General features: G+C 56.5%; 12 protein-coding genes. 6 read left to right on the plus strand and 6 right to left on the minus strand.

Annotated features, from left to right (window positions below):
* Positions 1 to 252 precede the first annotated feature (252 nt).
* The 3 genes from cydB to ACEWZM_RS01105 all read right to left on the minus strand — a co-directional run bounded on the left by cydB (position 253) and on the right by ACEWZM_RS01105 (position 4,719).
* Positions 253 to 1,257, minus strand: coding sequence for a cytochrome d ubiquinol oxidase subunit II (gene cydB, locus ACEWZM_RS01095; protein WP_414004686.1), 1,005 nt, complete (start codon positions 1,255 to 1,257; stop codon positions 253 to 255).
* Positions 1,258 to 1,270: 13 nt separating this feature from the next.
* The gene (locus ACEWZM_RS01100) at positions 1,271 to 2,707 is read right to left on the minus strand and encodes a cytochrome ubiquinol oxidase subunit I (protein ID WP_414004687.1); all 1,437 of its coding nucleotides are present in this window, start codon (positions 2,705 to 2,707) and stop codon (positions 1,271 to 1,273) included.
* 653 nt (positions 2,708 to 3,360) lie between these two features.
* A complete protein-coding gene (locus tag ACEWZM_RS01105) occupies positions 3,361 to 4,719 on the minus strand; it encodes a glycosyltransferase family protein (RefSeq protein ID WP_414004688.1) in 1,359 nt (452 codons plus the stop codon).
* 239 nt (positions 4,720 to 4,958) lie between these two features.
* Here ACEWZM_RS01105 and ACEWZM_RS01110 point away from each other — a divergent pair, with 239 nt between their 5' ends.
* Complete coding sequence (locus ACEWZM_RS01110) at positions 4,959 to 5,288, plus strand: TfoX/Sxy family protein (protein ID WP_414004689.1); 330 nt, start codon at positions 4,959 to 4,961, stop codon at positions 5,286 to 5,288.
* A gap of 155 nt (positions 5,289 to 5,443) precedes the next feature.
* Here the strand turns inward: ACEWZM_RS01110 and ndk are convergent, their stop codons facing one another.
* Positions 5,444 to 5,866 (minus strand): nucleoside-diphosphate kinase, encoded by a 423-nt coding sequence (gene ndk, locus ACEWZM_RS01115; protein WP_414004690.1) that lies wholly within the window; start codon positions 5,864 to 5,866, stop codon positions 5,444 to 5,446.
* A 245-nt stretch (positions 5,867 to 6,111) separates the two neighbouring features.
* Here ndk and ACEWZM_RS01120 point away from each other — a divergent pair, with 245 nt between their 5' ends.
* From ACEWZM_RS01120 to ACEWZM_RS01130, 3 genes are all read left to right on the plus strand, one after another.
* Entirely contained in the window at positions 6,112 to 7,965 is a 1,854-nt protein-coding gene (locus tag ACEWZM_RS01120; protein WP_414007919.1) for an ABC-F family ATP-binding cassette domain-containing protein, read from the plus strand.
* Entirely contained in the window at positions 7,965 to 8,585 is a 621-nt protein-coding gene (locus tag ACEWZM_RS01125; RefSeq protein ID WP_414004691.1) for a MarC family protein, read from the plus strand. Before ACEWZM_RS01120 ends, ACEWZM_RS01125 begins: the two co-directional genes overlap by 1 nt.
* Before the next feature lie 70 nt (positions 8,586 to 8,655).
* Positions 8,656 to 9,237: a retropepsin-like aspartic protease family protein gene (locus tag ACEWZM_RS01130; protein ID WP_414007920.1), complete on the plus strand. Its 582-nt coding sequence runs from the start codon at positions 8,656 to 8,658 to the stop codon at positions 9,235 to 9,237.
* Between the two features lie 113 nt (positions 9,238 to 9,350).
* Here ACEWZM_RS01130 and ACEWZM_RS01135 read toward each other — a convergent pair whose 3' ends face one another.
* Positions 9,351 to 9,815 (minus strand): DNA polymerase III subunit chi, encoded by a 465-nt coding sequence (locus tag ACEWZM_RS01135; protein ID WP_414004692.1) that lies wholly within the window; start codon positions 9,813 to 9,815, stop codon positions 9,351 to 9,353.
* Positions 9,816 to 9,849: 34 nt separating this feature from the next.
* Positions 9,850 to 11,325, minus strand: coding sequence for a leucyl aminopeptidase (locus ACEWZM_RS01140; RefSeq protein WP_414004693.1), 1,476 nt, complete (start codon positions 11,323 to 11,325; stop codon positions 9,850 to 9,852).
* Between the two features lie 225 nt (positions 11,326 to 11,550).
* Here ACEWZM_RS01140 and lptF point away from each other — a divergent pair, with 225 nt between their 5' ends.
* Together lptF and lptG are read left to right on the plus strand one after the other, a co-directional pair.
* Positions 11,551 to 12,693, plus strand: coding sequence for an LPS export ABC transporter permease LptF (lptF, locus tag ACEWZM_RS01145; protein WP_414004694.1), 1,143 nt, complete (start codon positions 11,551 to 11,553; stop codon positions 12,691 to 12,693).
* Positions 12,690 to 13,793, plus strand: coding sequence for an LPS export ABC transporter permease LptG (gene lptG / locus ACEWZM_RS01150; RefSeq protein ID WP_414004695.1), 1,104 nt, complete (start codon positions 12,690 to 12,692; stop codon positions 13,791 to 13,793). The genes lptF and lptG overlap by 4 nt, the downstream gene beginning before the upstream one ends.
* Position 13,794 lies beyond the last annotated feature (1 nt).

A 13,794-nucleotide genomic window follows, 5' to 3' on the forward strand; every position in this document is an offset into this window, starting at 1 on the left:
TGTTTGTGGCGAACCGTTCTTGGATATTTGATCGGTTGCCCGGTTAAACCAAACAATACAGTTTAGCGTGCCGCGTAACCCCGTATCAGATAACAACCGCCCAACGAATAACATAGGCGACACAGGCCAAGACACCGACGCTGCCAATCCAGAGCGCGGCAAACCAAAGAAGCCTGACAAGGGCATGTTGAGCCCCCGCTTCAGGTTGCGGGTCATGGTCTTGGTTTGGTATTTTAGGAGGATGAGGCTGATTCAATGGTATCCCTCCTCCGGATCGACCTTGCCACGAAACACCCAATACGCGTAGGCGGTATAACCTAGGATCAGCGGCACCAGAACCACGGCTCCAACCAGTGTGAACATCAGGCTTTCATCTGGCGCTGCGGCCTCGGCTATGGTCAGCCCTGGCGGGACAATGAAGGGGTAAAAGCTGATGCCGATCCCAATGAAGCTAAGGATAAACAGGCCTAGTGCCGCCAAAAACGGCTGTGCATCCCGCTCCCCTTTCAAGCCTTGGAAAAGCGCATAGCTACAGAGTGCGACCAGCCCCGGTACAAGCAGGCTGAACAGGCTCCCAGGCAGATTGAACCAGCGTCGGAAATACTCCGGGTCCTGAAATGGTGTCAACAGGCTCACGACTGCAATACTGGCAAGTGTCGCTGCCGCAAGCCACCGGGCATAGCGACGCATCTGCTGTTGCAACTCGCCTTCGGTTTTCATGTTGAGCCAAGCCGCGCCCAGTAGCGCATAGCCGATCAGTACAGCCAGACCGGTGATCACCGAAAACGGCGTGAGCCAATCCCACCAACCGCCGGCATAGGCACGGCCTTCGATTTCGATTCCCTGCACGAGTGCGCCCAATGCGATACCTTGCATGGTTGCAGCAACAACCGATCCGCCAAAGAATGCGCTGTCCCAGACACCGCGCCAGCGTGTTGTTCGCCAGCGATATTCAAAGGCGACACCGCGAAACACCAGTGCCAGCAACATCAGGGTGATGGGCATGTACAGGGCGGGCATAATTACCGCATAGGCCAGTGGAAACACCGCAAATAACCCGCCGCCACCGAGCACCAGCCAGGTTTCATTGCCGTCCCAGACCGGAGCGATGGAATTCATCATTGTCGCGCGATCACGATCCGAGCTGGCAAAGGGAAACAGGATACCCACGCCGAGGTCGAATCCGTCAAGCACCACATAGGTCAGCACCGCAAAAGCGATAATCCCGGCCCAGATAAAGGATAAGTCAAACAACATATCAAAACCTCTGTCAGTTGCCGCGGGGATTGGGATCGTTAGTGATGGTGGGGGCGACTTGCTGCGCAGGAGTGATACCGGCTGCGCGTACCGGTCCGTCCTGCAGCCCGTCTTGCAAGTCATGGCTTCGGGTCAACGTCGCTTTGCTCATCATGCGGAGGATATAGAAGGTCCCTGCCCCAAAAATGAAGAAATAGACGATGACAAATGCAGTGAGCGAGGCAGCAACCGCCGGTGCCGAGACCGGTGCCAGACTGTCCGATGTACGCAACAGACCGTAGACAGTGAAAGGCTGGCGACCAACCTCGGTGGTGATCCACCCGGCAAGCACTGCAACAAAGCCCATCGGCCCCATCGCAATAGATGCTCGTTGCAACAACCGGTCCTCATATAGATGTCCGCGCAGGCGCCGCCACAACGACCAAGTCCCAAGACCCAGCATCGCAAAACCCAGACCAACCATGATCCGAAAAGACCAGAACACGATGGCCACCGGCGGTTCATCCTCGTCTGGGATGGTGTCCAGACCATCCAGTGGCGCGTTCAGGTCGTGTTTGAGGATCAGACTGGAAAGCTTGGGAATTTCAATGGCGTAATCGACAGTCTTCGTCTCAGAATTTGGCCAGCCAAACAGGATCAATGGCGCGCCGTCGGGATGGCTGTCGTAGTGACCTTCCATGGCCATCACCTTGATCGGCTGGTGTTCCAGTGTGTTGAGTCCGTGCATATCGCCTGCAAAGATCTGTATCGGTGCAACGAGCACAAGCATCCACATTGCCATGGAAAACATCCGCCGAGCACAGACGTCGGCTTTGTCTCGCAAAAGATGCAGCCCACCGACGCCGCCCACCACAAGCGCTGTGGTCAGGAAGGCCGCCAATACCATATGTAACAGCCGGTACGGGAAAGAAGGATTAAAGACGATCTGCCACCAGTCCTCAGGAACAAACTGCCCCACATCGTTGATGCCATAGCCTGCGGGTGTCTGCATCCAGCTGTTCACGCTGAGGATCCAGGTCGCTGACATTAATGTACCAAAGGCCACCATACCGGTTGCGAACATATGCAACCGGTCGCCAACACGCGCCCGACCAAACAGCATAATGCCCAAGAACCCTGCCTCTAGGAAAAACGCCGACAACACCTCATAGGCCATAAGAGGCCCGAGGACCGGGCCAGTCTTATCAGAGAACACGGACCAGTTGGTCCCAAACTGGTAGGACATCACGATGCCCGACACGACCCCCATGCCGAATGCGACGGCAAAGATCTTCTTCCAATATTCAAACAGGGTGTAATAGCTGTCGTCCCGCGTGCGCAGCCAAAGGGCATTTAACACCGCAAGATAGCTGGCCAGCCCGATGGAAAAGGCTGGGAAAATGATGTGAAACGAGACGGTGAACGCAAATTGAATGCGCGCCAGGGTCTCGGCTGTCAGGCCATCGAACATGTCTGGTCTCTTTCATTAAATTGCGCGCCGCCGTAATGGCTTGGGTGTTCGAACAACGGCGGCGCGATCGCTTCATGAGACAAACTAATACTGAGTAGCAAAATTGCAGGTGGCAGAAAGCCGCAGCGCGGCGACAGGTCTCAGCTTTCAAATAGTCATCCATCAATGAGATCATCTGTAAAGAGACTGCGACCCCATTTTTTCGACCGCCGACAGGCGATTTGAACCCAATTTCCCTGTGAAGGTGGCAGAATGGCGCAGGTAAAGATAGACCAACAGGTATAACCTCGGCATAGACCGCTATGGCAAATTGACTCACCAACTCAACCCGCCAGGGTAGAGTTTGCACCTCACGCGCCCTCACGGAATCAACTCTGCTGAGAGGTATCGGAGCGCAGCAATTCGTGCCCTGACAAATCATAGGCAGTAGCTAGCATCTGGCCTGGGTGCACCATCCAGTCGACCATCAGGGCCGAGTATAGAGATGGAAACATCGTAGCATTTTCACTGGATTTAACGCATCTTTGTAACGCCAGTTAAGCACAGGTCATTCGTCGAGTTTCACCAGCAAAAACGAAATAAGGCCGCAGAAAACTGCGGCCCTTTCAAATGTTCGGCGTTGAACTCTCAGACCGACATGGTCGCGGCTGACCTTAGGCAACCACCTGCAGGGTTGTCCGCTTCAGGCTTGCCGCGCTGCGAGCAGGAGCAACTTCGATCAGGCGCAGGGGACGAATACCGATGTTGTCGATCCGCTGGATCTCACCGTTGCTGGTAAGGCTTTGGTCACGCCAGACCATCCGAACACGCTCGTCTGACGAAATCATCGCAGAGCCTTCAACCACCCGCCAATGGGTGCCAAGGGTGGCAACGGAGAGCGGAACGCTTTGGCCCGGCAGCACGGTCAGATGCTTCACGATGTGATCCACACCCACATCAAGGGTTTCGCTACGACCCCAGCTGTCTGTTTTGCTTGAAATGCCGCGGATAGCGCCACCATCACTGAGTTGCTCTGCATACCGGGACGCCAACCCTGCTGTGTCGCTAATCTCAGTAACATCACGGGTGGTATCACAGTGACCGTTTGCAACTGCTTTGCGATTGTGCGGCATGGTTTTGCACCAGGATGCCTCGCCAGAAACGCTACCGGCCAACCATGCCTCCCACTCAGCGTCACTTGCGACCTCAGGCTCCACCTGCCAAGCAGCCACTTCATCCCAGCCAGCGTCCATTTCCACGACTGAAAGCTGAGCCTGAAGGCACAGGATGGCACTCTCAAAGGAGCTGCCACGGGCGCGGCGGTAGCTTGCAGCCTCAAGCGCTATGATCCCTTCGGACTGGTGACCCCGGCTGACGGCTGTCTTGCTGGGCATCAGAATTCGTGTGGCGTTTTTCTTATATGCCGCCAATAGGACATCGAGGCGAGCAAGATAGATGCCGGTGCTCCACAGTTTCGCGGCCGGCTGTTCGCGCCAGCCATCAAAGGCCGGGTTGCGCTGGTCAAAGAAGTTGCTGATCGGGGTTACGCCATCAGCATTGAGGCTGTGCGCACATTCGATATAACCGTGGCTGCGGCAGGCACGATCAGTCTGCACGCCCAGCATCACAATATCGCCCTGCTCGGCAGCTTGTACACCCTGAGCCAGAGCGTCCTGGAGCTGGTTCGCATTGTCAAAATCCTGATCCGCAGGGACGATCAACACGAGGCTGTCGGGTGCACAGTTCAGGCTGTACAAAGCTGCCATGGTACCAGCGGCAGTTTTGGTTGCCGAAGGTTCCAGTAACATTTTGCCTGCAATGTCCATCGCCGCCATCTGAGTGCCTGCAACCTCTGCAAACGCGCCACTCGTCAGCACGGTTGGGGCATGAAACTCAGGGGCGGCGATGGACGACAGGAGCGTCTGGAAGCGGCTCTGAATACCATCAGCGTCTTCGAAGTGCATAGGAACCATATCCGCGCTATTCATGATATCTGCGTCTGTGGCTCCGGCGAGAACGATGGGGTAGATCATGCTGCATTCCTTTCGGCGTTTCGTGGCGTGTCTGGATGAGACCAGAAATGATGTGTTGACTTCACACTAGGGAATTCGGCTATCGCGATCTTCTATCCAGTGGGCGTTTCTATGCGCGAAAAAGGATAGAACAGGAGCGACTTTAGCGTGGGGCCTACACACAATTCACCACAGAAGTGGTTCAAATTTCCCTAAAATACGACCGTGACACCCCCTGTGCCCCCATGTATGTTCCCGATATGTCCACACCTGTCTCATCCATCCGCAATCTTGGCCCCGCTTTTGAGACCGCTTGTACCAAGGCGGGGATCACATCTGCTGAAGATCTGCGGGCTATGGGCGCTGATGCGGCCTATACCCGGCTGCTTGAGGCGGGCCACCGGCCACATTTCATAGGGTATTATGTATTGGTCATGGCTTTGCAAGGGCGCCCCTGGAACGATTGCAAAGGCGAGGAGAAAGCCGCGCTGCGCAAACGGTTTGATTCCCTGAAGGCAGGCAGTTTTGATGCCAATCGATCCGATCTGGAGCGCGCGTTGAATGAGATCGGGGTGATCGAGCGTCGCTGAGACATATCCGGAAATCTCAACCATCTGCTATCTGCGTCGACGCTGACATGACGACCAGGAAGGCCGCGATGTTCGGGCATTGTAACATAAAAAGGCCGCACTGGTGTATCCGGTGCGGCCTCTTCTAATACTCAAGTATTGAAAACAGTGGTGGCTTAGCCGACCAGTTCCAGACCGGAGAAGAAGTAAGCGATCTCTACCGCTGCGGTTTCCGGTGCGTCGGAACCGTGGACGGAGTTTTCGCCTACGGATTCGGCGAACTCAGCGCGGATGGTGCCGGCAGCGGCGTCGGCCGGGTTGGTGGCGCCCATGATTTCGCGGTTTTTCGCGATCGCGTTTTCACCTTCCAGAACCTGTACAACAACTGGCTCGGAGGACATGAATTCACAAAGTTCGCCGTAGAAAGGGCGCTCGGAGTGGACAGCATAGAACACGCCAGCCTGCTCTTTGGTCATGTGAATACGCTTTTGTGCGACGATGCGCAGACCTGCGTCTTCGAATTTGGCGTTAATTTTGCCGGTCAGGTTGCGACGGGTTGCATCGGGTTTAACGATCGAAAATGTACGTTCCAGAGCCATTTGGCATACTCCTGCATATTTGAGCCGCGGGAGACCCCCGTGGCCGGAAACTTCGCGGGCCGCCTAACATGGCTTGCGCGTCATGGAAAGGGTGTTGTTGTGATACCTCCGCAGCGACAACCTTCGCTCAACCCGGCAACGCGCCAGCCTGAGTTGTGCCCAATAGCGCGCAACACAGTGATGCAGGGCCAATTGTTGCCCTGACGCCGATTGACAGCACCGGGTCACTGCGCCACACCGCAGATATGTTACGTATCAGCGATATATCCTACGCGGTCGAAGGCCGCCTATTGTTCGATGGCGCCAGCGCCACGATCCCCACAGGCCACAAAGTTGGTTTGGTTGGCCGCAACGGTACCGGCAAGACCACGTTGTTCCGACTGATCCGCAGTGAGTTGTCGCTAGAATCCGGCGTCATCTCACTGCCCAGCCGGTCCCGGATTGGCGGCATTGCTCAGGAAGCGCCGTCTTCGAACGTATCGCTGATTGATACGGTGCTTGCCGCCGATACTGAGCGCGCCGAACTGATGGCAGAATCTGAGACGGCTCAGGATCCCGGGCGCATCGCTGAAATTCAAACCCGCCTGTCAGATATCGATGCGTGGTCTGCCGAAGGACGCGCCGCGGCTATCCTGAAAGGGCTTGGGTTTGACTTTGCCGCCCAGCAGCGCCCCTGCTCTGACTACTCGGGCGGTTGGCGGATGCGCGTTGCCCTGGCTGCGGTTTTGTTTTCACAACCCGATCTGCTGCTGTTGGACGAACCGACCAACTATCTCGATCTTGAGGGCGCACTGTGGCTTGAGGCCTATCTGGTCAAATACCCACATACTGTGATCATCATCAGCCACGACCGTGAGCTGCTGAACCGGTCGGTGAATGGTATTCTGCATCTCGAAGAGCTGGGCCTGACCTATTATTCCGGAAACTATGACCAGTTTGCCCGTCAACGGGCGGCAAATCGCGCCAATCAGGCCGCACAGGCCAAGAAACAGGACGCCCGTCGCGCCCATTTACAGGCGTTTGTCGACCGGTTCAAAGCCAAGGCCAGCAAAGCAAAACAAGCGCAAAGCCGGGTAAAAATGCTGGAGAAGATGGAAACGATCCGCGCGCCCGAAGACGCTGCGCGCACGGTGTTCACCTTCCCTGAACCTGAGGAGCTGTCGCCACCAATCATCGCCACAGAAGGCGCTTCGGTCGGCTATGACGGCACGGCGATCCTCAACCGTCTGGATCTGCGCATTGATCAGGACGACCGTATTGCCCTGTTGGGTAAGAACGGTGAAGGCAAATCAACGCTGTCCAAGATGCTGTCGGGCCGGCTGGACGTGATGACAGGCAAGATGACCCAATCCAGCAAGCTGCGGATTGGCTTCTTTGCCCAGCATCAGGTCGATGAGTTGCACATTGATGAAACGCCGTTACAGCATTTGCAGCGTGAGCGTCCAAACGAGGGGCAGGCCCGGCTGCGTGCAAGGCTCGCGGGCTTTGGTCTGGGATCAGATCAGGCGGATACCGAAGTCGGGCGTCTGTCTGGTGGGCAAAAGGCACGTTTGTCGCTGCTGCTCGCCACCCTGCCTGCGCCACATCTTTTGATCCTCGATGAGCCGACCAACCACCTAGACATCGAAAGCCGCGAAGCCCTGGTCGAGGCGCTGACTGCCTATTCCGGCGCCGTCATTCTGGTCAGCCACGATATGCACCTGCTGAGCCTTGTTGCGGACCGGCTATGGCTGGTCTCCAACGGGACCGTGAAGCCATACGAAGGCGATCTGCCCTCCTACCGCGATCTGTTGCTGACGCGGGACAAACCCGCAGGTAAATCCAAGACCAAGTCCGAAAAAACCAAACGTCCCAGCCGCGATGCCATTCAGGCCCTACGCGCCGAGGTACGTAAAGGCGAAGCCCGACTAGAAAAAGTCGGCGAAATGCGCGACAAACTTGCCAAGAAGCTGGCTGATCCCGCGCTTTATGACGAAGATCGCAAGGACGAAGCCGTGGTCTGGCAGCGTAAATACTCCGAAGTCATGGAAGCCCAGGACCGTGCCGAGGATTTGTGGCTGAAAGCGGTGGAGAAACTGGAGAAAGCCGAAGCGCTCTGATGGATACCGCTTTTCTGATCACCTCCTTTGTGACGCTGTTTGTCATTGTCGATCCTATCGGTTTGACGCCAATTTTTCTGGCGCTGACCCAAGGCATGACGCCAGCGCAGCGCCGAGCAATTGCTCTGCGGTCCACTGTGACGGCTGCAGTCTTGCTGGCGGTGTTTGCGGCCTTTGGCGAGGCGGTGTTGGGATTTGCCGGGATCTCCATGGCGGCCTTCCGCATCGCAGGTGGCGTGCTCCTGTTCCTAACTGCGCTGGATATGCTGTTTGAACGCCGCAACAAGCGGCGCGAAGATCGTAGTGAAGAAGATGATTTCGACGACCCCTCCGTGTTCCCGCTCGCAATCCCACTCATTTCGGGTCCGGGGTCGATTGCGACAGTGATCTTGCTCACCGGTCAGCAGCCTGGGCTTGCTGGGTTCGCCATGGTGATGGGTGTGGTCTTTGCCGTATTGGGCATCCTGCTGCTGATGTGCCTGTTTTCAGGCCTCTTCGAACGGATGCTGGGCAAGACAGGGATCACGGTCGTGACCCGGCTTCTGGGTATGCTATTGGCAGCCCTGTCAGTGCAGTTTGTTCTGGACGGGCTGCGTGCCTTTGGGTTTGCGGGCGGCTAACCCCTCGTAACCAGACTGTATCTCCCCATATTGTGGGGTGAGGCCAAATCATCAACGCAGGAGAGGCATGTTGGATAGTATCGAGACACCGCGGTTGATTTACCTGGTCTTGTTGCTGGTGGCCGTCGGATCCTGGGTGTTTGTGCAGAACCGGCAAGGTCTGGGCAAAACGATACAACAGCTGGCGATCTGGGCCTTTATCTTTCTGGGCGTGATCGCAGGCTATGGGCTATGGGAAGACATCCGCAACACCGTTCAGCCCCAACAGGTGGTCATGCGTGATAAGGGACGCGTGGATGTCCCCCGTGCACGCGATGGGCACTACTATCTGACCGTGGATGTGAACGACGTGCCGGTGCAGTTTCTGGTCGATACCGGTGCCAGCGCTGTGGTGCTGAACGAAGAAGACGCCCGCCGCGTGGGGCTTGACCCTGACCGTCTGGCCTATCTAGGGCGTGCGCGTACCGCCAATGGCGAGGTCCGCACCGCGTTGGCACGGGTCGAGAGCATGTCTCTCGGCGGTATCACTGACCACAAAATCTCATTGTCGGTGAATGAAGGACAGATGGATCAATCGCTGCTGGGTATGGATTATCTGCAACGCTGGTCCAGCATCGAAATCCGCAATGGATCACTTATCCTGACCCGTTAAGCCTATTCTGTTTGAGCCGATCTGATTGGCCTAGTCCTATTGAGTCAGGTCCGACAAAATAGTGCTCGATGCATCAAGATTTTTTGTAGCAAAGCCTCTGACTGGCGTGCTTTCTAACTGGCGCTTTCGGCTTTCTTTTCCCAGCGCCCGCTCTCTTCGGACCAATACTGCGCCGAACATCCCGCATCTGTCAGTGATTTCCACTGCACCCGCGCACGCGCCACCGCAGTCTGGTCGGTACCGTCAAACAGAATACAGACCCGCGCCATCCCGGTGACTTCTTGCGGGGTAACCTCAGCCCCGTCCACAGTCATAAGGCAGCTGATGCCCGGCACATCTACAGCCTCATGACTCAGCAGAACAGGCTGGAAAGCATCATAGGGGCCGCCGAGAATACCATGGGGGAAAAACTGATCCTCTGCCCCCAGCCATAGTCGTTCGTCCAGACGAGTGATCCGCGGCTGGTCCACCCCGCGCACAACAATGCGCCACCCAGCGCCAAGCGCCTTATCGAGGAGGACCGGCAGCGTCTCTTCGAGCGAACGCCGGGTCAAATGGTAGAAATAGGCAGCACCCATGGTATCTGTCTCAGCCCTTGTCCCGACCGATCACTCAGTCCGCCTCAAACATGTTTTGCACCATGCGGTTCAGCGCCATAACGCCCCAACCGGTGGCACCTTTGGGCGCGTAATCCGTATCTGATTTTACCGAGGCGACGCCTGCGATATCGAGATGGATCCATGGCATATCTTCCTGCACGAACCTTTGCAGAAACTGGGCGGCTGTAATCGACCCTGCCGCCCGGCCGCCAATGTTTTTCATATCCGCGATGCGCGATTTAAGAAGCTCATCATAACCCGTGCCCAGTGGCATACGCCACGCGCCCTCGCCCTCGGCTTCGGCGGCCTTGAGGAAGCGATTGCACAGTGAGTCATCATTGGAGAAAACACCAGCGTTTTCATGACCAAGGCCGATAATAATCGCACCCGTCAAAGTCGCCAGATCAATCATACCCGCAGGTTTGAACCGCTCCTGCGCGTACCACATGACATCACACAGCACCAAACGTCCTTCGGCATCGGTGTTGATCACCTCGACAGTGTCGCCCTTCATGGATCGGATGACGTCGCCAGGACGCGTGGCATTGCCAGAGGGCATGTTTTCCACCAACCCAACAAGGCCAACAACGTTAGCCTTAGCCTTGCGTAACGCCAGTGCGCGCATGGTGCCTGCCACAACGCCTGCCCCGCCCATATCCATGGTCATGTCTTCCATGCCGGCACCGGGTTTCAGCGAGATACCGCCAGTATCAAAGACTACGCCTTTGCCGACCAGTGCCAACGGGGCAGCGTCATCATCGCCACCATTCCATTGCATGACGACAACTTTGGAGGGGCTGTCAGACCCCTGCCCGACACACAAAAGCGTCCGCATGCCCAGCTCTTCCAGCTGATCTTCTTCCAAAACCTCAACTTTGAGGCCGAGGCTCTCCATTTCCGCCAACCGGTTGGCAAACTCGGTCGTGGTCAACACATTTGCAGGCTCATTGACCAGATCTCGGGTCATATGGACGCCTTCAGCCACAGCGGCCAACGGGCCGTAAGCCGCCTCGATATCAGCAGGCGACTTATGGGCGATCACCACCTCTGCCTCGGGTTTCTCCTGAGCGGCGGTTTTATGATCATCAAAGCGATAATCGCGCAGCGCCATCCCAAGCGCCAGATCAGCGGCGCGCGGCATAGACCCGGCCATTACGGTCACAGATTTGCCGCCGCTGCGTGCGGAGAGTTTCGCTCCGGCTTTACGCGCCTCGATCACGCTGATCTTGCGCGGCGTCACTAGAACATCCAGCGCTTCGGCCTTCATTCCTGCAGGCCAAGCCAGCGAAATCACATCGCCCGCCTTCGCCTTTTCAAAGCTCTTGTCCTCAACCAGACGGGCCAATGCCCCCTTTGTCATCCGGTTTGCGGTGCGCGCCGCCTGCCCCAATGTCCCTTCAGGTGTGATTTGAACCACCACGCGGCCCTCGATATCGGAGAGGGTTTTCGGATCAAATTCAACAAAACGGGTCGGGGTCAATGGACGCATGTGTAGAGCTCCTGTCAGCTTCATTTCCTCATTGCACAACAGGTAACTTGCCTGTGCACCAATGACTAGAGGCAGATCCACCACCAGCTAGTGGGTGTTTACAAATGAAGTTACACAAGGATCAGTCCGGCTGACTATTGCCCTCGCTCAGAATGCAGTTTTCCCCGGCTAACAATTCCTCTAAGGTCACCGCAAAACAAGGGCAGGAAGATCTGGGGGGATCGCGTGTCACGATACGACAGATATGTGCTGTCCCAATACCTACTGTTTTTCGGGTTCTTTGCCTTGATTCTGGTGGCCGTATTTTGGATCAATCGCGCGGTGGTGCTGTTTGATCGCCTGATTGGCGATGGTCAGTCGGCACTGGTTTTCCTTGAATTCACTGCACTTGCACTGCCGAATCTGGTGCGCATGGTACTACCTGTTGCCGCCTTTGCCGCTTCCGTCTGGGTGACCAACCGGCTCAATAGTGAGAGTGAGCTGACGGTATTACGGGCCACGGGCACCAGCCCCTGGCAGATGGCGAAACCCGCGTTGGCGTTTGGTCTGATCACAGCGTTCATGATGACCATTCTGACCCATGTTCTGTTGCCAGCGTCGATTGCAACTTTAGAGCAGCGCGAATCCGAAGTGGCGCGGAATGTCACTGCCAAGCTCTTGAGCGAGGGAGATTTTCTTCATCCTGCGCGCGGTGTCACATTCTATATTGGCCGGATTGATCCTGATGGGACCTTGAACGATGTGTTCCTCTCGGACCGTCGAAATCCGGGGCAGAGTGTTACCTATACCGGCGGCAAGGCCTATCTGGTGCGCGACGAAGATAAGACCCATCTGGTGATGGTAGACGGCATGTCGCAGCGTATTGATGCCGAAACGCGGCGGCTCTCTTCCACAATTTTTTCTGATTTCTCCTACGATATCAGTAGCCTTGCAAACAAAGCGGAAGCGAAGAACCGCAATATTCGCGCCATTCCAAGTCTGGAAATGCTGCGCGATATGCCTAAGCTGATCGCAGACGGCCCCTATAGTGCAGGCGCATTAGCAGAGGAGATTCATTTGCGATTTGCCCGCGCATTGGTCTGTGTCGCGGTGGTCTTGATCGGCTTTGCCTCACTGATGCTGGGTGGGTTCTCCCGCTTTGGGGTGTGGCGGCAGGCACTCCTTGCGTTTGTTCTGTTGATATTTATCGAAGGCATGCGCGGCGTAGTGTCAGAACCGGTGCTGAAAGATGCCGATCTTTGGCCGTTGATCTATTTGCCAACGCTTAGCGGATTGATGGTTGGGTTTTTGTTCCTGCAACTGGCAGCGAAACCCTTGGGACCGTTATTGGCGCGCAGTCGCCATAGCCGGGGGGAGCGCACCGCATGACCCTTGATTTCTATTATGCGCGTCGGTTTTTGCAATGGTTTGCAGTGATTTGTGGCGTTCTGTTAACCCTTGTGATGCTGATCGATCTGAACGAGCAGATCCGCCGGTTTGACGCGCAGGATCTGTCGTTTGGACAGCTGTTTGGGCTGACATTGCTAAACACGCCCGCCGCGCTAAGCGAGTTTTTGCCACTCATCATGATCCTGACTACCATCGTGTTGTTCATCGGGCTTGCGCGTAGCAGCGAGTTGGTGGTCACACGCGCCATTGGTCGTTCAGGCATTCGCGCGCTTGCCGCACCGGTTTTGCTGGCAGCAGTAATCGGAGTTCTGGCCGTCAGTACGCTGAACCCGATTGTCGCCGCGACATCCAACCGCTACCGCGATCTGGCTGAGACATATCGCAATGGCGGACCCGCCGCACTGTCTCTCACCGGTGAGGGGCTGTGGCTACGCCAGGGCGGAGCGCAGGGACAATCAGTCATTCACGCAACTGGCTACAGCGGCGATACCGAAAACATCACCCTGTATGACGTGACTATGCTGTCCTACGGCGCTGAAGGCCGCCCGATCCGTCAGACTCTGGCAGAAGAAGCCACCCTCGACGGTGGGGACTGGGTGCTGACAAGGGCAAAAGTCTGGCCGTTGATCATCGGGGTGAACCCCGAAACCAACGCAGAGCGCCACGCGACCTTGCGACTGTCAACCACGCTGACCTCTGAACGGATCCGCGACACATTGGGTACGGCAACCGGGATTTCGGTTTACGATCTGCCCACTACAATTCGCGAACTGTCACAAGCCGGGTTTTCAACCAAACGCTATGAGGTCTGGCTGCAGGTTGAACTGGCTCGACCTCTGTTCCTGATTGCCATGGCGCTGGTTGGGGCAGCCTTCACCATGCGTCACGCACGTTTCGGGGGTACCGGTCTGGCCGTGTTGACGGCAGTGCTGTTGGGATTTGGGCTTTATTTCCTGCGCAATTTCGCGCAAATCCTTGGGGAGAATGGCCAGATTCCCGTAGCGCTGGCTGGTTGGGCTCCGCCCGTCGCGGCGATCCTCCTGACCATGGGGTTACTCTTACATGCCGAGGACGGATAAC

Origin of the sequence: Phaeobacter cretensis, from assembly GCF_047372505.1 — a bacterium.
In the GTDB taxonomy this organism is placed as follows: Bacteria; Pseudomonadota; Alphaproteobacteria; order Rhodobacterales; family Rhodobacteraceae; genus Phaeobacter; species Phaeobacter cretensis.